Origin of the sequence: Microbacterium aoyamense (assembly GCF_023155855.1) — a bacterium.
Lineage (GTDB): Bacteria > Actinomycetota > Actinomycetes > Actinomycetales > Microbacteriaceae > Microbacterium > Microbacterium aoyamense.
The window spans coordinates 287,812-303,769 of record NZ_JAKNUT010000003.1 but is presented as its reverse complement, the minus strand read 5'-3'; the positions used below and the strand labels follow the sequence as shown (position 1 = coordinate 303,769).

Annotated in this window: 18 protein-coding genes; 3 read left to right on the top strand and 15 right to left on the bottom strand. The window is 70.7% G+C overall.

Annotated elements, in window-relative coordinates:
* Nucleotides 1-171: 171 nt before the first annotated feature.
* From MA876_RS10590 to tsaB, 4 genes are read right to left on the bottom strand one after another with little or no spacing between them, the layout of a single operon-like run.
* The gene (locus tag MA876_RS10590) at nucleotides 172-612 is read right to left on the bottom strand and encodes a hypothetical protein (RefSeq protein ID WP_248148607.1); all 441 of its coding nucleotides are present in this window, start codon (nucleotides 610-612) and stop codon (nucleotides 172-174) included.
* Nucleotides 609-1,676, bottom strand: coding sequence for a tRNA (adenosine(37)-N6)-threonylcarbamoyltransferase complex transferase subunit TsaD (gene tsaD / locus MA876_RS10585; RefSeq protein ID WP_248148604.1), 1,068 nt, complete (start codon nucleotides 1,674-1,676; stop codon nucleotides 609-611). The genes MA876_RS10590 and tsaD overlap by 4 nt, the downstream gene beginning before the upstream one ends.
* Nucleotides 1,673-2,167, bottom strand: a complete 495-nt coding sequence (rimI, locus tag MA876_RS10580; RefSeq protein WP_248148601.1) for a ribosomal protein S18-alanine N-acetyltransferase — start codon at nucleotides 2,165-2,167, stop codon at nucleotides 1,673-1,675. The genes tsaD and rimI overlap by 4 nt, the downstream gene beginning before the upstream one ends.
* On the bottom strand, nucleotides 2,164-2,838 hold the full coding sequence (gene tsaB, locus MA876_RS10575; protein WP_248148598.1) for a tRNA (adenosine(37)-N6)-threonylcarbamoyltransferase complex dimerization subunit type 1 TsaB: 675 nt from the start codon (nucleotides 2,836-2,838) through the stop codon (nucleotides 2,164-2,166). Before tsaB ends, rimI begins: the two co-directional genes overlap by 4 nt.
* Nucleotides 2,839-3,094: 256 nt before the next feature.
* Between tsaB and MA876_RS10570 the strand changes: the two genes are divergently transcribed.
* On the top strand, nucleotides 3,095-3,892 hold the full coding sequence (locus tag MA876_RS10570) for an alpha/beta fold hydrolase (RefSeq protein WP_248148595.1): 798 nt from the start codon (nucleotides 3,095-3,097) through the stop codon (nucleotides 3,890-3,892).
* On the opposite strand, the gene tsaE is transcribed toward MA876_RS10570, so the two are convergent.
* The 5 genes from tsaE to coaA form a co-directional block, all read right to left on the bottom strand.
* On the bottom strand, nucleotides 3,876-4,349 hold the full coding sequence (gene tsaE / locus MA876_RS10565; protein ID WP_248148592.1) for a tRNA (adenosine(37)-N6)-threonylcarbamoyltransferase complex ATPase subunit type 1 TsaE: 474 nt from the start codon (nucleotides 4,347-4,349) through the stop codon (nucleotides 3,876-3,878). The two genes, MA876_RS10570 and tsaE, sit on opposite strands and share 17 nt — an antisense overlap.
* Nucleotides 4,346-5,467 (bottom strand): alanine racemase, encoded by a 1,122-nt coding sequence (gene alr / locus MA876_RS10560; protein WP_248148589.1) that lies wholly within the window; start codon nucleotides 5,465-5,467, stop codon nucleotides 4,346-4,348. The genes tsaE and alr overlap by 4 nt, the downstream gene beginning before the upstream one ends.
* A complete protein-coding gene (locus MA876_RS10555) occupies nucleotides 5,464-5,820 on the bottom strand; it encodes a holo-ACP synthase (RefSeq protein WP_248148587.1) in 357 nt (118 codons plus the stop codon). The genes alr and MA876_RS10555 overlap by 4 nt, the downstream gene beginning before the upstream one ends.
* 80 nt (nucleotides 5,821-5,900) lie before the next feature.
* The gene (gene glmS / locus MA876_RS10550) at nucleotides 5,901-7,754 is read right to left on the bottom strand and encodes a glutamine--fructose-6-phosphate transaminase (isomerizing) (RefSeq protein WP_248148584.1); all 1,854 of its coding nucleotides are present in this window, start codon (nucleotides 7,752-7,754) and stop codon (nucleotides 5,901-5,903) included.
* Nucleotides 7,755-7,817: 63 nt separating this feature from the next.
* The gene (gene coaA, locus MA876_RS10545) at nucleotides 7,818-8,774 is read right to left on the bottom strand and encodes a type I pantothenate kinase (protein ID WP_248148582.1); all 957 of its coding nucleotides are present in this window, start codon (nucleotides 8,772-8,774) and stop codon (nucleotides 7,818-7,820) included.
* A 55-nt stretch (nucleotides 8,775-8,829) separates the two neighbouring features.
* Between coaA and MA876_RS10540 the strand changes: the two genes are divergently transcribed.
* Complete coding sequence (locus tag MA876_RS10540; RefSeq protein ID WP_248148579.1) at nucleotides 8,830-9,774, top strand: Ppx/GppA phosphatase family protein; 945 nt, start codon at nucleotides 8,830-8,832, stop codon at nucleotides 9,772-9,774.
* Nucleotides 9,775-9,777: 3 nt separating this feature from the next.
* On the opposite strand, the gene glmM is transcribed toward MA876_RS10540, so the two are convergent.
* The 4 genes from glmM to MA876_RS10520 form a co-directional block, all read right to left on the bottom strand.
* Nucleotides 9,778-11,133: a phosphoglucosamine mutase gene (gene glmM / locus MA876_RS10535; RefSeq protein WP_248148576.1), complete on the bottom strand. Its 1,356-nt coding sequence runs from the start codon at nucleotides 11,131-11,133 to the stop codon at nucleotides 9,778-9,780.
* A gap of 15 nt (nucleotides 11,134-11,148) precedes the next feature.
* Nucleotides 11,149-11,631 carry a 30S ribosomal protein S9 gene (gene rpsI / locus MA876_RS10530; RefSeq protein WP_248148574.1) on the bottom strand — a complete coding sequence of 161 codons (483 nt, stop codon included), beginning with the start codon at nucleotides 11,629-11,631 and terminating at the stop codon, nucleotides 11,149-11,151.
* Between the two features lie 29 nt (nucleotides 11,632-11,660).
* Complete coding sequence (rplM, locus tag MA876_RS10525) at nucleotides 11,661-12,107, bottom strand: 50S ribosomal protein L13 (protein WP_248148572.1); 447 nt, start codon at nucleotides 12,105-12,107, stop codon at nucleotides 11,661-11,663.
* Between the two features lie 187 nt (nucleotides 12,108-12,294).
* Nucleotides 12,295-12,987, bottom strand: coding sequence for an endonuclease/exonuclease/phosphatase family protein (locus MA876_RS10520; protein WP_248148570.1), 693 nt, complete (start codon nucleotides 12,985-12,987; stop codon nucleotides 12,295-12,297).
* A 114-nt stretch (nucleotides 12,988-13,101) separates the two neighbouring features.
* Here MA876_RS10520 and MA876_RS10515 point away from each other — a divergent pair, with 114 nt between their 5' ends.
* On the top strand, nucleotides 13,102-13,545 hold the full coding sequence (locus MA876_RS10515; RefSeq protein ID WP_248148568.1) for a hypothetical protein: 444 nt from the start codon (nucleotides 13,102-13,104) through the stop codon (nucleotides 13,543-13,545).
* Nucleotides 13,546-13,551: 6 nt separating this feature from the next.
* Here the strand turns inward: MA876_RS10515 and truA are convergent, their stop codons facing one another.
* Nucleotides 13,552-14,388, bottom strand: a complete 837-nt coding sequence (truA, locus tag MA876_RS10510) for a tRNA pseudouridine(38-40) synthase TruA (protein WP_248148566.1) — start codon at nucleotides 14,386-14,388, stop codon at nucleotides 13,552-13,554.
* Nucleotides 14,389-14,520: 132 nt separating this feature from the next.
* Nucleotides 14,521-15,951 (bottom strand): mechanosensitive ion channel domain-containing protein, encoded by a 1,431-nt coding sequence (locus MA876_RS10505; protein WP_248148564.1) that lies wholly within the window; start codon nucleotides 15,949-15,951, stop codon nucleotides 14,521-14,523.
* Between the last annotated feature and the right edge of the window lie 7 nt (nucleotides 15,952-15,958).

Sequence of the window (15,958 nt, the reverse complement as noted above, 5' to 3'; positions counted from 1 at the left end):
GAGCATCCCGAACCCGTCCTTCGCTCCAGGAGCATCCCGAACCCGTCCTTCACTCCAGGAGCATCCCGAACCCGTCCTTCACTCCAGGAACGAACCCGTCCTTCACTCCAGGAGCTTCCGGGATGGCGGCGCAGACCATCGCGACACGCCCGTCTGAGGGGCGCGCTCGGCTCAGCCGAAGAGGTTCGCGCGGCTGGCCGCCCACCAGAGCCACCCGGCGCTGTAGAGCACCGAGACGATCCCCAGCACGAGAGCCCACACGGCGACCTGGCGACTCTCGACGGGACGGCGGAGGGCGATGATCGCGGTGATCGCTCCGACGAGCCCGATCGGGAAGCCCCAGCCGACCACGAGCGAGACGACGAGTCCGACGATCGAGCTGCCCAGCGCCCACCCCGCGAGTCCGCGTGAAACGGGGGCGGACGGCGCCCACTCCACCGGCGCATCGAGCGTCGGCGCGGACTGCATCGTCACGTCCACGGGCGCGGTGGGAAGCCGCTGGAAGCCACCGCGGTGCATCCCCGGGAGGGCGGAGGAGTCCGCCGAGACGTCCACATCGGGGGACGGCGCGTCGACGATCGGCTTCGGGCGGTCGTCGTCGTGCGGCCTCATGCCGTCACCTGCTCGGCGATCTGGATCTCGGTGACAGGCAGGGTCGAGTCCGCCCCGAAGGCGAGTGTCGACGCGCGCCTGCCCGACACGATGAGCTGCGATGCGAGGGCCGCGATCATCGCACCGTTGTCGGTGCACAGCGAGAGCGGCGGGATCCGCACGGCGACACCCGCCTCCGCACCTCGTGCGAGCGCGGACTCCCGCAGGCGGCGGTTCGCGATGACCCCTCCGCCCAGGAGCAGTCGCGGCACACCGTGCGCCGCGCAGGCGGCGAGGGCCTTGGTCACGAGCACATCGACGACGGCTTCGCGGAAGGACGCCGCGACATCCGCCACGGGAACGGGTTCCCCCTCGGCCTGGCGCTGCTCGATCCAGCGGGCGACGGCGGTCTTGAGCCCCGAGAACGAGAAGTCGTACCGGTGCTTCGCCATGTCGGACGCGCGGGAGAGCCCGCGCGGGAAGCGGATCGCGTCGGGGTCGCCGGACGCGGCGGCTCGGTCGATCTCGGGACCACCCGGGTACGGCAGACCGAGGATGCGGGCGATCTTGTCGAAGGCTTCGCCGGCCGCGTCATCCATCGTCTCGCCGAGCAGCTCGACGTCGCTCGTCAGGTCGCGCACGAGAAGCAGCGACGTGTGCCCGCCGCTCACGAGCAGCGCGACGGTCGGGTACTCGACCTCGTCACCGGTCAACAGGTCGGCCGCGATGTGGCCGACGAGGTGGTTGACGGCGTAGAGGGGCTTGCCCAGCGACACGGCGAGCGCCTTCGCGGCGCCCACGCCGACCATGAGCGCGCCGGCGAGCCCTGGGCCCGAGGTCACGGCGATCGCGTCGAGATCCTCGAGGCGGACGGATGCTTCGGTGAGCGCCGCCTCGATCGCCGGCTGCAACGCCTCGAGATGCGCACGGGCGGCGACCTCGGGGACGACCCCGCCGTAGCGGGCGTGCTCGTCCATCGAGCTCGCGATCGTGTTCGACAGGAGCGCGCGACCCCGCACGATGCCGATGCCGGTCTCGTCGCAGCTCGTCTCGATGCCGAGCACGAGCGGCTCCGCGCGGTTCACGTGCACACCCCCGCATCGGCGGGGTCGCCCGACCGGGCGCGTGCCCAGGCCACGAGGTCGAGCTTCATGACGACGGCGTCGACATCGTCGGGCTGGTAGTACCGGGGCCGCCGAGCGATCTCGAGGAATCCCTCCGACGCGTAGAGCTTCTGCGCGACCGGGTTGTCGGCCCGCACCTCGAGGAAGACCTCCTGCACACGCCGCCGCGCGGCTTCGTCGAGCAGTGCGGTCAGAAGTGCCCGCCCGCGTCCTCGGCCGCGCGACGCTTCGGCGATCGTGATCGTCTGCACGTCGGCATCCCTCGCTCCCGCCACCGCGCGCAGGCCCGCATAGCCGACGAGTCGACCCGCGACCTCGTCGACGACGTACCACCCGTGGCGTGACACGAGCTCTTCACGCATCATCGCCTCGGACCACGCGTCGGTCGGGAACGACTCGTGCTCGAGCTGCATGATCCCCGCGAGGTCGGCGGACTCGGCGCGGCGGATCATGCCGTGACCCGCTTCGGCCCCGCTGGCAGCGTCACGTCGGGTGCGCGCAGATAGAGCGGCTCGCTCGTGGCGAGCTCGCGGCCCGCCGCGAGCGCGCGGGCCGCGGCGAGGGCGAGCATCGAGGCCGAGACGGATGCCGCATCCCGGCGGTGCGCGCCGAGCGCCTCGAGCACACCGTCGAGGTCGTCGCGCGGTACGAGGGCGGGTTCGGTGACGCGGACGGGCAGGCCGTCGTCATCGAGGCCTTCGTACACGGTGAAGGCGAACTCCTTGCGCCGCGCGTCGGTGACGACGGCGAATCGGGTGGACGCAGCATCCGTCATCGCCTCGTCGAGCAGGATGCCGAGGGCGACCGCATCGTGGCTCGGCACCGGGATGACGGGCACACCGCGCCCGAGCGCGAACGCGCGTGCGGCGGCGATCCCGACCCGCAGACCGGTGAACGGTCCGGGTCCCATGCCCGATGCGACATACGTCACGGCGACGGCACCCGGCGCGAGCGTCGCGCCGATCGGTCCGAGAGCGGCGTCGGCGAGCACGCGCTGCAGCAGATCGCCGATGACCTCGGCGTGGCCCAGCGGATTGTCGCTGGATGCCTCGGCTCGCACGAGTCCGTCGTCTTCGACGACGGCGACGGCCGTGCCGAGCGAGGTGTCGATGCCGAGGATCACCCTCCCAGGGTAGTCGCGCTTACGGGGCAGCCGCCGACCCGCCCCGGCGGCCGCACCGCGACAATCCACGCTCGCGGTCGCGACGAACACCCGGTATGGAAGGCATGCGCAGGCGATCGCTCGCGCTGGTCGGCGCGGAAGCCGTGCTCGGACTGCGGCGGCAGGTGGTGGGCACCTGCATCGGGCGCGTCACCGTGCGGACGGGGCGTCGATCGGGTCAGACCGCGACGATCCTCCTGCACGGCGCGGCCGGCTCGTGGACGACCTGGACGCCGATGATCGTCGCGGGCGACAGGATGGGGCGACCGCTCGGCGACCTCGTGATCCCCGACCTGCGCGGCTGGGGCGAGAGCGGCACGCTGCCGGACGGCGCCGACCGGCTTCCCTCGCCGCATCGGTCGCAGAGGTCGCTCGCGCTCTGGGCTACTCGACGTGGAACGTCGTGGGCCACTCCCTCGGCGGCTTCGTCGCTCTCGAGCTCGCGGCGCAGGAGCAGGTGGCGACACAGGGTGTCGTGCTCGTCTCGGGGTCGGGTGCGGCGGTGATGGATGCCGTCCGCCGCCCGTGGCGCGGTGGCCTGCGCCTCCCCGGCTTCGCGGGCATGCTCCTCGCGATGCGACTGCTCGCCACCACCCGGACCGCCGGTCGCGGATTCCTCCGTGCGCTCTGCCGGATGCGGCTGCTGCGCGCCGCGGCGGCGCCGCTGTTCGCGCACCCGGCGCGGATCGACCGAACGGTCGTGGATGCCCTCGCCGACGAGATCCGCCCCGCTGCCTTCGTCGCCGCCGCGCGCGCCGCCCGCGCCTATGACCGGGAGCGCTGGCGGCTCATCACGACCCGGATCATCTCGCTGCGGGGACGCTCCGACGTCTTCGCCGGCGCGCACGACGGCGAGGCGTTCGCACGGCTCATCCCGATGTTCGTCGAGCACCGGATCGAGGATGCCGGACACTTCGCCCACATCGAGCGCCCCGACGTCGTCCTCTCCGCGCTGCGTTCGATCGACCGGCTTCGGTCGCGGCGGCGGAGCCGCGCGGCTACGGTCGCCGCGTGATCACGACGCGCCGGGGGGCGTCGGCGTCGAGCTCGGCGTCGGCCACCACGACGCCCGAGCCGCGTTCGAGCTCGACCTCCCACCACACATCGGCGAGGTGCTCGGCCATGCCGCGCCCCCACTCGATGATGACGACGGAGCGGTCCGTGTCGATGTCGAGGTCGTCGAGCTCGAGCGCAGAACCCAGGCGGTACGCGTCGACGTGCACGAGCGGCGGACCGCCGACGAGAGAGGGATGCGTGCGGGCGATGACGAACGTCGGGCTCTGCACGGGTCCGCGCACACCGAGGCCCGCCGCGATCCCGCGGGTCAGGGTCGTCTTGCCGGCGCCGAGCGCGCCCGTCAGCACGACGACGTCGCCAGGGCGGAGCATCCCGCCGATGCGCTCCCCCAGTGCCTCCATGTCGCCGGGCGTCGCGATCTCGCTCTCGCCGATGAGCGGGTCGAGTCCGCTCACGACACCCACCGTCGGGGAACGCGCGGGCCGACGCGCGTCACGATCTCGTAGTTGACGGTGCTCGCGGCGGCGGCCCAGTCGTCGGCGGCCGGTGCACCCAGCGTCGGGTCGCCGAAGAGCACGGCCTCGTCGCCGACCGCGACGGGGTGGTCGCCGACGTCGACGACGAACTGGTCCATCGCGATGCGCCCCGCGACACGGAAGTGGGCGTCGCCGATCCGGACGGGCCCGCGGCCCGACGCTTGCCGCGGCACCCCGTCGGCGTACCCGAGCGACACGAGTGCCAGCGTCGTCTCGCCCGCGGTGCGGTGGTCGTATCCGTACGAGACACCGGTGCCCTCGGGCACGCGACGCACCGCGACGACGGCACCCCGCAGCGTCATCGCCGGACGCAGGCCGAGATCGGCCGACGAACGATCCGCGAACGGAGACAGCCCGTAGATGCCGATGCCCAGGCGCACGCAGCCGAGGCGTGCCTCGGGCAGGGCGATCGCGGCGTGAGTCGCGGCGATGTGGCGCAGCGGCGGCGCGAGCCCGGCCGTGGCGGCGACCTCGACGCCGTCGTGGAAGAGTCGCAGCGCCGCGCGGTCGTCCGAATCGGAGGCGTTGGAGAGATGGCTGAACAGCCCGATGACACGCAGGCGGCCGATCCTCTCGAGACGCGCCGCCTCGGCGAAGACGACGCGGTAGTCGGCGGGCGCGATGCCGTTGCGCGACAGCCCCGTCTCGAGCTTGAGGTGCACACCGACGGGACGATCGCCGGATGCCGCGGCCGCCGCAGCCTGCAGCTGGTCGTACGACGAGATGCCGAGCTCGACGCCCACCGATGCCGCTTCGGCGAACGAAGCCCCGGGAGCATGCAGCCACGCGAGGACGGGGGCCATGATGCCACCGCGGCGCAGCGCGAGCGCTTCGCCGATGTCGGCGACGCCGAGGCGCGTCGCGCCGCCCTCGAGGGCCGCCGCGGCCGAGCGCACCGCGCCGTGGCCGTAGCCGTCGGCCTTGACGACCGCGATGACCTCGGACTCCGTCAGTCGGCGCAGGTGCCGCACGTTCGCCGCGATCGCTCCGAGGTCGATCGTGGCCTCGCGCATGCTCCCGGCGGGCAGCCCGCTCATGCCGCCGACTCCGCGATGACGTAGGCCGTCGCGAATCCACCGTCGTGCGACATCGACAGGTGGAGTGTGCGGATGCCGCGCTCGGCGACCACGTCCGCTGTCGAGCCCGTGAGGGTGAACCACGGACGACCGGAGGCCTCGGGCGTGATCTCGATCTCGGTCCAGTGCACGCCGTCCGAGCCGCCGAGCGCTTTGATGAGCGCTTCCTTCGCGGCGTAGCGCGCCGCGAGCGACCGTGGCGGGCGGGTCCGCTCCGTCTCGGTGAAGAGCCGCTCGGCCAAGCGCGGCGTGCGCTCGAGCGAGCGCTCGAACCGCCCGATGTCGACGAGGTCGACGCCGATGCCCACGATCATGGAGTCCTCCTGGATGCCGCGGCCGCGGCATCCGTCACTCTACCGATCCGCCCCGTCCTCTGAGCGAGGCGCGATCCCGCCTACTCGACGGTGACCGACTTCGCGAGGTTGCGCGGCTGGTCGACGTCGAGGCCCTTGGCGGTCGCGAGACCCATCGCGAAGATGTGGAGCGGCACGACGGCCAGGAGCGGCTCGAAGAACGGCCCGGCGAGCGGGATGCGCAGCACCTCGTCGGCGAACGGCAGCACGGCGGCATCGCCCTCTTCGGCGATCACGATGACACGCGCCCCGCGGGCACGGATCTCCTGGATGTTCGAGACGACCTTCTTGTGGAGCTCGGACGACTCGCGCGGCGACGGCACGATGACGAAGACCGGCTGCCCCGGCTCGATGAGGGCGATCGGGCCGTGCTTGAGCTCGCCGGCGGCGAAGCCCTCGGCGTGGATGTACGAGATCTCCTTGAGCTTGAGCGCGCCCTCGAGTGCGATCGGATAGCCCACGTGGCGGCCGAGGAACAGCACCGAGCGGGTGTCCGCCATCCAGTGCGCGAACTGCTCGATGCGCGACTGCTCGCGCTCGAGGATCTGCGAGATCTTGTCGGGGATCGCCTCGAGCTCGAGCACGTGCTGGGCCACCTCGGTGGCCGAGATCGAACCGCGCACCCGCGCGACGTGGAGGGCGAGCAGGTAGAGCGCCGTGATCTGCGCGACGAACGCCTTTGTCGAGGCGACGGCGACTTCGGGGCCCGCGTGCGTGTAGATGATCGCGTCGGACTCACGCGGGATGGTCGCGCCCTGCGTGTTGCAGATCGACAGCGTCCTGGCACCGCGCTCGCGCGCATACTTGACCGCCATGAGGGTGTCCATCGTCTCGCCCGACTGGCTGATCGAGACGATGAGGGTGTTCGGTCCGATCACGGGATCCCGGTAGCGGAACTCGTGAGCGAGCTCGACGTCCACGGGCACGCGCGTCCACTGCTCGAGGGCGTACTTGCCGACCTGGCCGGCGTAGGCGGCCGTGCCGCAGGCGATGACGATGACGCGATCGATGCCCACGAACAGCTCGTCGAGACCGTCGAGCTCGGGGATGACGATCTGGCCGTCGCGCACGCGACCGCGCAGCGTGTTGGCGACCGCCTCAGGCTCCTCCGACACCTCTTTGGCCATGAACGACGGCCATCCGCCCTTGTCGGCGGCCGCGGCATCCCACATCACTTCGAACGGCTCGACCTCGACGGGGTTGCCCGCGAAATCGGTCACCTCCACGCCCGCCGGCGTGATCGCGACGATCTCGTCCTGACCGATCGCGAGAGCCTTGCGCGTGTGCTCGACGAAGGCGGCGACGTCGGAGCCGAGGAAGTTCTCGCCCTCGCCGAGTCCGATGACGAGCGGCGAGTTGCGGCGCGCGCCGACGACGAGCCCGGGGTGCTCCTCGTGCATCGCGAGGAGGGTGAAAGCGCCCTCGAGGCGGGCGACGGTCGAACGGAACGCTTCGACGAGGTCGCCGCCGTTCGCACGGTACTCGCGGCCGAGGAGCACCGCCGACACCTCGGTGTCGGTCTCGCTGCGGAACGAGTAGCCCTCGCTCACGAGTTCGGCCTTGAGTTCCGCGAAGTTCTCGATGATGCCGTTGTGGATGACGGCGAGCTTGTCGTCGTCGGCGAGGTGCGGGTGCGCGTTGGCGTCGGTCGGGCCGCCGTGCGTCGCCCAGCGCGTGTGGCCGATGCCCGTCGTGCCCTCGTCCATGGGGTGCGCCGCGAGGTCGTCGCGCAGCACCTGCAGCTTGCCCGCGCGCTTGCGCATCTCGAGATCGCCGTCGCCGTCGATCACGGCGATTCCCGCGGAATCGTAGCCGCGGTACTCGAGGCGCGACAGACCAGCGATGAGAATGGGCTGGCTCGGGCGGGGGCCCACGTATCCGACGATTCCACACATGTCGTCAATGGTACGAGGCGGGATATGGGAGGACCCCGAACGAACCCGCAAACCCCAGATCGGTCAGACTTTGCGCAGGAGCACCCGTTCGACGGTGTGATCGGGCGCCTTCTGTAGCACGAGCGTCGCGCGATGCTTGGTCGGCAGCACGTTCTCCAGCAGGTTCGGCAGGTTGATGCTGTTCCAGTACCCGAGGGCGCGCTCGACCGCCTCTTCGTCCGAGAGGTGGGCGAAGACGTTGAAGAACGAGTTCGGGTTGCTGAACGCGGCGTTGCGCAGTGCGAGGAACCGCTCCACGTACCACTGCGCGACGTGATCGCTGTCGGCATCGACGTAGATCGAGAAGTCGAACAGCTCGCTCACCGCGACGTCGTTCGGTGATGGAGGGGGCTGCAGCACGTTGAGCCCCTCGACGATCACGACGTCCGGCCGACGGACGGTGACGTGCGCATCCGGCACGATGTCGTACTTCATGTGGGAGTAGAACGGCGCGCGCGCCTCGGGCGCCCCGCTCTTGACGTTCGTGAGGAACTCCACGAGCGCGCGTCGGTCGTAGGACTCGGGGAAGCCCTTGCGCTCCATGAGTCCTCGTCGCTCGAGCTCTGCGTTCGGGTAGAGGAAGCCGTCGGTCGTGACGAGCTCGACGCGCGGCGTGCCGGGCCACCTGCTCATGAGCTCGCGCAGCAGGCGCGCGATCGTCGACTTGCCCACCGCGACCGAGCCCGCAACACCGACGACGAACGGGGTCGTCGTGTCGTGCTCGCGCAGGAACGAGCTCGTCTCGGCGCCGAGGCGCTTCGAACTCGTCGCGTAGAGGCTCAGCAGACCGCTGAGCGGCAGGTAGACCTGCGCGATCTCGGCCATGTCCAGGCGATCGCCGATTCCGCGGATCTGAACGATCTCGGTCTCGGACAGCGGCTGGGTGAGGCCGGCGGCCAGTCGCGCCCATTCGTCGCGATCGATCTCGCGATAGAGCGAATCAGCGAGGGTGGGAGCCGTGACGGCTTCTTCGGCAGACATCGGGGCAATGCTACCGGTGGCCGGCGGGCGACCGACCTACCGCTAGCCTGAACCCGTGCGCCTGGGAGTCCTCGACATCGGCTCGAACACCGTTCACCTGCTCGTCGCGGACGTCAGGCCGGGTGGCAGACCGCTCGCGACGACGAGTCGCCGGACCGTTCTGCGACTCATGCGCTACCTCGCACCCGACGGATCCATCACCGACGACGGCGTGGCCGCTCTCGTCGCGGCGGTGTCCGAGGCCCGACAGGTCGCCGCCGCCGAGAACGTGACGGAGCTTCTCGCGACCGCGACATCAGCGGTGCGCGAGGCGACGAACGGCGCCGCGGTCATCGCGTTGATCGAGGAAGCGCTCGGACAGCCGCTGCAGGTTCTCGGCGGCGAGACCGAGGCGCGGTTCACGTTCCTCGCCGTCCGGCGCTGGTTCGGCTGGGCGGCCGGGCAGATCCTCCTCTTCGACATCGGCGGTGGCTCGCTCGAGCTCGCGGCGGGCGCCGACGAACTGCCCGAGGCCGCGGCATCCGTCCCCCTCGGCGCGGGACGGATGACGGTGCAGTTCCTCCCTCACGACCCACCCGGCGAAGCCGATGTCGAACGGCTGCGCGAGCACGCGCGCGCGACCCTCGCACCCGTCGTCGAGGCGTTCGGCGCACTGCCCCGCCCGGATCACGTCGTGGGCTCGTCGAAGGCGATCCGCTCGCTCGCGAAGCTCGTGGGCTATCCCGTCCCCGGATGGTCGGGGATCGAGCGGATGCTGCTGCCGCGCGCCGCGCTCGGCTCGTGGATCCCGCGCCTCGCGCGTATCCCCGCCGAAGCCCGCCAGGAGCTCCCGGGTATCACCGCCGACCGCACGTTCCAGATCGTCGCCGCCGCCGTCGTGCTGCACACCGCCATGACGGCGATGGACGTCGACGAGCTCGAGGTCTCGCCGTGGGCTCTGCGCGAGGGCGTGCTCCTGCGCTACATCGAGTCGCTCTCGTGGAGCGCTGCCCCGGCGTAGTCGTCAGAGCGCGAGGCGCTCGCGCACGACCTCGGCGAGTCGATCGGCGATCTCCTGCGCGACGAGCGCATCGGATGCTTCGACCATGACGCGCACGAGCTGCTCCGTACCCGAGGCCCGCAGCAGCACACGACCGGAATCACCGAGCTCCGCCTCTGCGGCGGCCACCGCTTCGGCGACGCCCGCGTCATCCACCCGTGTCCGATCGACACCCTTGACGTTGACGAGCACCTGCGGGTACACCGTCATGACCGCGGCGAGCTCGGCGAGCGTCTTGCCCTGCCGTGCCATCTCGGCCACCAGGTGCAACCCCGTCAGCAGTCCGTCGCCCGTCGTCGCGTACTCGCTCATGATGACGTGGCCCGACTGCTCGCCGCCGAGCGAGAAACCGCCCTCGTTCATGCGCTCGAGCACGTAGCGGTCGCCGACGGCGGTCTGCTCGACGCGGATGCCGTGCGCCTCCATCGCCCGATGAAGCCCGAGATTGCTCATGACGGTCGCGACGAGCGTGTCGTCCGTGAGGTGTCCGCGGTCCTTCATCGCGACCGCGAGGATCGCCATGATCTGGTCGCCGTCGACGATGCGTCCCGACGCATCGACGGCGAGGCAGCGATCGGCGTCACCGTCGTGGGCGATGCCGACATCCGCTCCGACGCGCACGACGTGCTCGGCGAGCTGGTCGAGGTGGGTCGAACCGACGCCGTCGTTGATGTTCAGGCCGTCGGGGTCTGCGCCGATGACGGTGACGCGGGCTCCGGCATCCCGGAACGTCTCGGGAGAGACTCCGGATGCCGCGCCGTGCGCACAGTCGAGGACGACGTGCAGCCCGTCGAGGGCGTGGGGCAGCGACGCGAGCAGGTGCACGACGTAGCGGTCCTCGGCATCCGCGAAGCGACTGATGCGGCCGACCTCGGCGCCCGTCGGCTGCAGTTTCGGCTGCGTGAGAGCGTGCTCGATGCGCTCCTCGACCACGTCGGGCAGCTTGACACCGCCGCGCGCGAAGATCTTGATGCCGTTGTCGGGCGCGGGATTGTGGGATGCCGAGACCATGACGCCGAAGTCGGCATCGCGATCGGCGATCAGGAATGCCGCCGCGGGCGTGGGCAGGACACCGGCATCGAGGACGTCGACACCCGAGGAGGCGAGACCGGCCGAGACGGCGGCGGCGAGGAACTCACCCGAGATGCGCGGATCGCGGGCGACCACGGCGGTGAGCCGCTTGCCCGCGGCCTTGCGCGCCTCGGCGGTACGGCCCTGGCCCAGGACGACGGCGGTCGCCTGGGCCAGGGTGAGAGCGAGGTCGGCGGTGAGGGGGCCGTTGGCCAGCCCCCGCACGCCGTCCGTGCCGAACAGCGGCATCGGATCGGACTCGCTTTAGCGCTTCGAGTACTGAGGAGCCTTGCGGGCCTTCTTGAGACCTGCCTTCTTGCGCTCCTTGATGCGGGCGTCGCGCGAGAGGAAGCCGGCCTTCTTGAGGGTCGGTCGGTTGTTCTCGACGTCGATCTCGTTGAGGGCACGGGCGATGCCGAGGCGCAGTGCGCCGGCCTGACCCGAGGGGCCGCCACCCGAGATGCGCGCGATCACGTCGTACGCGTCCGTGAGGTTCAGCACCGTGAACGGGTCGGTGATGAGCTGCTGGTGGAGCTTGTTCGGGAAGTAGTCCTCGAACGTGCGGCCGTTGATGGTGATGACGCCGGAGCCGGGGACGAGGCGCACGCGCGCGATCGCCTCCTTGCGGCGGCCGACGGCTGCGCCGGGAACCGACAGCACGGGGCGCGGTGCGGCAGCGGCTGCGGTCTGGTCGACGGGGGTCTCCGTCGAGTAGTTGGAGTCGGTGGTCTCTTCGATGTTCGCCACGAGGTTGTCCTTAGGTTTCGGTGCGGCGCTTACTGGGCGACCTGGTCGAGGGTGTACGCGGTCGGCTGCTGGGCACCGTGGGGGTGCTCGGCGCCGCGGTAGACCTTGAGCTTCTTCAGCTGGGCCGCACCGAGGCTGTTCTTGGGGAGCATGCCGCGGACGGCCTTCTCGACGGCGCGGACGGAGTTCTTCTCCATCAGCTCGCCGTAGGTGACCGACGACAGGCCGCCCGGGTAGCCCGAGTGGCGGTAGGCCTTCTTCTGCTCGAGCTTGTTGCCCGAGAGTGCGACCTTGTCGGCGTTGATGATGATGACGAAGTCACCCGAGTCGATGTGGTTCGCGAAGGTCGCCTTGTGCTTGCCGCGCAGGAGCGCGGCGGCGTGCGAGGCGAGGCGGCCGAGGATGACGTCGGTCGCGTCGATGACGAGCCAGTCGCGCTGGACTTCGCTTGCCTTGGGAGTGAAAGTGCGCGTCACAGTAGTGCTGCTTTCTTGAATCGAACGGAGAGGTTCGTGAATCCCACTCCGGGGTGCTTGTCCGCCCGAGAGGGAGGAGGAAGACGCCAGTGGAGGGCTCACGTTCGCGGTACCGGCCAGCAGGGCACGGACACCAAAGGTCAATACTACGGCATCGGGATGCTACGCCCAAACCGAGGGCGTCGCGTCAGGCCGCGCCCGAGGCGACCCGCTGCGAGACCTCGGCGGTGACGAGGATCGGCAGGTGATCGCTCAGCCCCTGCGGGAGCGTCCGCACGCGATCGATGTCGAACCCGATCGAGGTCGCGAAGTCGTAGTGGCCCCGGAAGAACCGGTAGCGCGTGTAGGTGCGCGCATCGCTCAGGGTGAGCTCGTACCCCTGCTCGCGCACCTTCTGGCCGAGGTTCTCTTTGAAGACGGGGTAGTTGTAGTCGCCGACCATGAGGGCCGGCAGCCCCTCGCCCAGCTGCCCGAGCTCGGACAGAGCAGTGCGGATCTGATGGCGCCGCAGCGAGTTGAGCGCTGTGAGCGGCGCGGCGTGGAACGACGCGACGATCACCTGTCGGTTCTCGTCGATGTCGTGCAGCCGCACGCCGAGCAGTCGTTCCTCGGCCGGCTTGAGCACGCGATCGTGCAGGGACTTCTTCAGCGCGAGCGCGCGCACCTCGAGTGCGCGGTAGGTGTTCTCGCGGTAGTAGACCGCCAGACCCAGGCGATTGCGCGACGTCGCGTCGGCGAGCACGAGTCCGCCGATATGGGTCGGGATGTCGGCGGTGTCGGCCTCTTGCAGACACAGCACGTCGGCGCTGTGGCGCTCGACGAGAGCCGCGAGCTCGCCCGCAGCGCGATGTTTGCGCAGGTTGTACGAAATCACCCTCATGACGACTCCACCATACGGGGCGCACGTTGCCGACGGATGTCCCTTGACGAACGCACAGAAGACCCCTAGCCGACGATCCGGGTGCACGGCGCCCGCACTGCAACAGGAGCAGAGATGTCCACCTCGACCCACCACGCTCGACGCCCCGTGCGCCGCGCGGCCGCGCCCATCGCGGCATCCACCCCCGACGCGACGACCGGTCTCGCCGAAGCGCTCTCGTCCGTGTCGGACGCGCGCGCACGCGCCGCGCACGACCTGCGCGTGAGCGAGCTCGCCCGCCGGCGCGCGGCGCAGGCGCTCGAGCAGGACCTGCGCCCGATGCGCATCGACGAAGCGACCCGGGCTTCCCTGCGAGCGGAGTATGCGGAGGCGGATGCCGAGGTCGGCCGTCGCCGCGAGGCCTTCGAGCGCGCAGCCCGCCTCGACGACGCGGCGCGCGAGATCGCGACCGCGGTCGCAGAGTCTCCCGGCCCCGCCACCGACGGTCTCGGGAGCATCCTGCAGGCGTGGAACCGTCTGCGCGACGTCGTGGGCGGCCCCGGCCTGTCCCCCGCGTGAGCGCGGCTACTCGGCGTCCCGGCGCGCCCGTGTCTGCTCGGCGCGGACGGCGAGGAGCTCGTCGGCCGGATAGCCGACCTCGGCGAGTGTGAGTCCGCGCGCCGCGAGCACCTTGACCTCGGGGACGCGCTCGAGGCCGTCGCGGATGAGCGCGACATCGTCGACGTCGAGCCGCCCCTCCCCCACCGCGACGCAGGCGCCGACGAGCGCACGCACCATGCTGTGGCAGAACGCGTCGGCCCGCACGTTCGCGATGAGGACCCCCTCGGCGTCCCGGCGCCAGTCGAACTCGAGCAGCGTCCGGATCGTCGTCGCCTCTTCGCGCGGCTTGCAGTATGCGGCGAAGTCGTGCAGGCCGAGCAGCGAGCGGGCCGCGGCATCCATCGCCTTCTCGTCCAGCGCGGGACGAACGGTCGTCGTCCGCAGCCGCTCGAGCGGGTCATAGCCCGCGGTGGCGTCGGCGAGGCGATACGAGTACCGCCGCCACACCGCCGAGAACCTCGCGTCGAAGCCCTCCGGCGCGAGGGAGGTGCGCAGCACCGCGACATCGGAATAGGCGCCGGTGACGCCCGTCAGACGGCGGGCCAGCGTCTCGACGGCCGATGCGCCTCCGCGTCGCGCCTCGAGCCGCTCGCGCTGCGACTCGTCGAGGTCCAGGTGCGCCACCTGGCCGGACGCGTGGACTCCGGCATCCGTCCGCCCCGCGACCACGAGGCGCGGATCCCCGCCGAGCACGCGGGTGAGGGCGTCTTCGAGCGTCCCCTGCACCGTCCGCAGGCCGGGCTGCTTCGCCCAGCCCCGGAAATGCGAGCCGTCGTAGGCGATGTCGAGGCGGATGCGCACGGCACCGAGCCTATGCGGCAAGTTGCCATGCGTGTCCCAGTTGGCCCCGGAATACAGGCCGCATTCGAGCAGAAGTGGGACATGATCCGCGCGAAGTGGGACACGCGGCCGGAGGCACTCTTGCGACGGGCCTCAGCCGAGCACCGAGCGCCCCGGGTGGAGGGACTCGCCGACGGCCGAGAGTGCGGCGCGAGCCAGGCGCACGCGGTTCTCGGACTCCCGCACGATCTCGCGGGCGAGGACGGGATGCGTGCGGACGACGTCGTCGAGCACCGTGACCGGCACCGAGACGACCTCGAGCTCGGTGAGCGCGACGGCGCGGGAGATCGTCGGCGTGCGCGTGAGCGCCGTGAGGCCCACGGCGTCATCGCGCGCGAGCTCGGTCACCTGCACGAAGCCCGCCTCGGTCGGGATGCCGAGCACGACGCGACCCGCGATGATGAAGCGCGTCGTGGTCGGCACGATGCCCGGCCGCAGCAGCACCTCGCCGATGCTGTAGCGCTCGAGTCGCGCCTCGGAGGCGAGGGCCTCGGCATCTGCCGGGCGCAGACTCAGCAGCGGAGCGATCTGGTGCAGGGCGTCCTGCAGCCGGCTCGGGGTGTTCCAATCGTCGGTCAGGTCGCCGTCCAGGTGCAGGTCGGCACGGCGCGCCGCGTACCAGAGCCGCGTCGAGAACGCGTCCGCGACGGCTCCCTCGTCGCCGGGGTTCTGCAGCGGGATCGACACGCGGTAGACCGACCCGCCCAGGGTCGCGGTGGTGGCATCCCGATCCGGAGACACGAGGGGGATGTCGCGGGCGACGTCGACGAGTAGACCGCGCACCCGCAGCGGCGCATCGTCTGTCGCGAACGCGACATCCACGACGGCCGCATACGGATCGCTCGAGCGTGTGAGGTTCGTGAACGACCCCCCCGCGAGATTCGCCGTCGGGATGACGACGATCCCGTTGCCCGTATCGAGGTGGACGGCCCGCCAGTTGACTTCGACGATCTGTCCGCGCACACCGCCCGCATCGATCCAGTCCCCCAGTTCGAACGGCGCCTCGAAGATGAGGAACAGGCCCGAGACGATCGATCCGACGGCGTTCTGCAGCGCGAGACCGACGACGATCGACGTCACCCCGAGAGCGGCGAAGATGCCCGCGACATCCGCATTCCACAGCCACGCGAAGAGCACGGCGATGCCCACGATGATGAATGTGAAGCGGATCAGGTCGCTGAAGATCGTCGGGAAGCGGTCCCGCCAGGATCCCTTCTCGGCGCGATGGAAGACGAGGTGATTGAGCGCATTGATCGTCACGACGATCACGAGGAGTCCGAAGATCGTCCAGATCACGCGGGGCCACGTGCCCTCACCCTCCCACGCACCGGGCTGGCTGATGAGCACGAGCACACCTGCGACGGGGACGAGGTAGTTGCGCACCATCGCGACGATCGGAGCGGCACGGCTCCCCCGCCGCGCGAGCATGTTGTGCAGCTCGGTCAGTCCGATGAGCGCGAGCGGCAGGCCCACCGAGACGATGACGGCGGGCCAGAACCACGGCTGCGAGACGATGTCGCCCATGGATGCC

What these genes read in the sequence shown, in the direction of transcription:
- MA876_RS10590 (WP_248148607.1), bottom strand. Translation starts at nt 612, where the DNA reads ATGAGGCCGCACGACGACGACCGCCCGAAGCCGATCGTCGACGCGCCG.
- rimI (WP_248148601.1), bottom strand. Translation starts at nt 2,167, where the DNA reads ATGATCCGCCGCGCCGAGTCCGCCGACCTCGCGGGGATCATGCAGCTC.
- alr (WP_248148589.1), bottom strand. Translation starts at nt 5,467, where the DNA reads ATGAGCGGGCTGCCCGCCGGGAGCATGCGCGAGGCCACGATCGACCTC.
- MA876_RS10555 (WP_248148587.1), bottom strand. Translation starts at nt 5,820, where the DNA reads ATGATCGTGGGCATCGGCGTCGACCTCGTCGACATCGGGCGGTTCGAG.
- glmS (WP_248148584.1), bottom strand. Translation starts at nt 7,754, where the DNA reads ATGTGTGGAATCGTCGGATACGTGGGCCCCCGCCCGAGCCAGCCCATT.
- coaA (WP_248148582.1), bottom strand. Translation starts at nt 8,774, where the DNA reads ATGTCTGCCGAAGAAGCCGTCACGGCTCCCACCCTCGCTGATTCGCTC.
- glmM (WP_248148576.1), bottom strand. Translation starts at nt 11,133, where the DNA reads ATGCCGCTGTTCGGCACGGACGGCGTGCGGGGGCTGGCCAACGGCCCC.
- MA876_RS10520 (WP_248148570.1), bottom strand. Translation starts at nt 12,987, where the DNA reads ATGAGGGTGATTTCGTACAACCTGCGCAAACATCGCGCTGCGGGCGAG.
- MA876_RS10515 (WP_248148568.1), top strand. Translation starts at nt 13,102, where the DNA reads ATGTCCACCTCGACCCACCACGCTCGACGCCCCGTGCGCCGCGCGGCC.
- MA876_RS10505 (WP_248148564.1), bottom strand. Translation starts at nt 15,951, where the DNA reads ATGGGCGACATCGTCTCGCAGCCGTGGTTCTGGCCCGCCGTCATCGTC.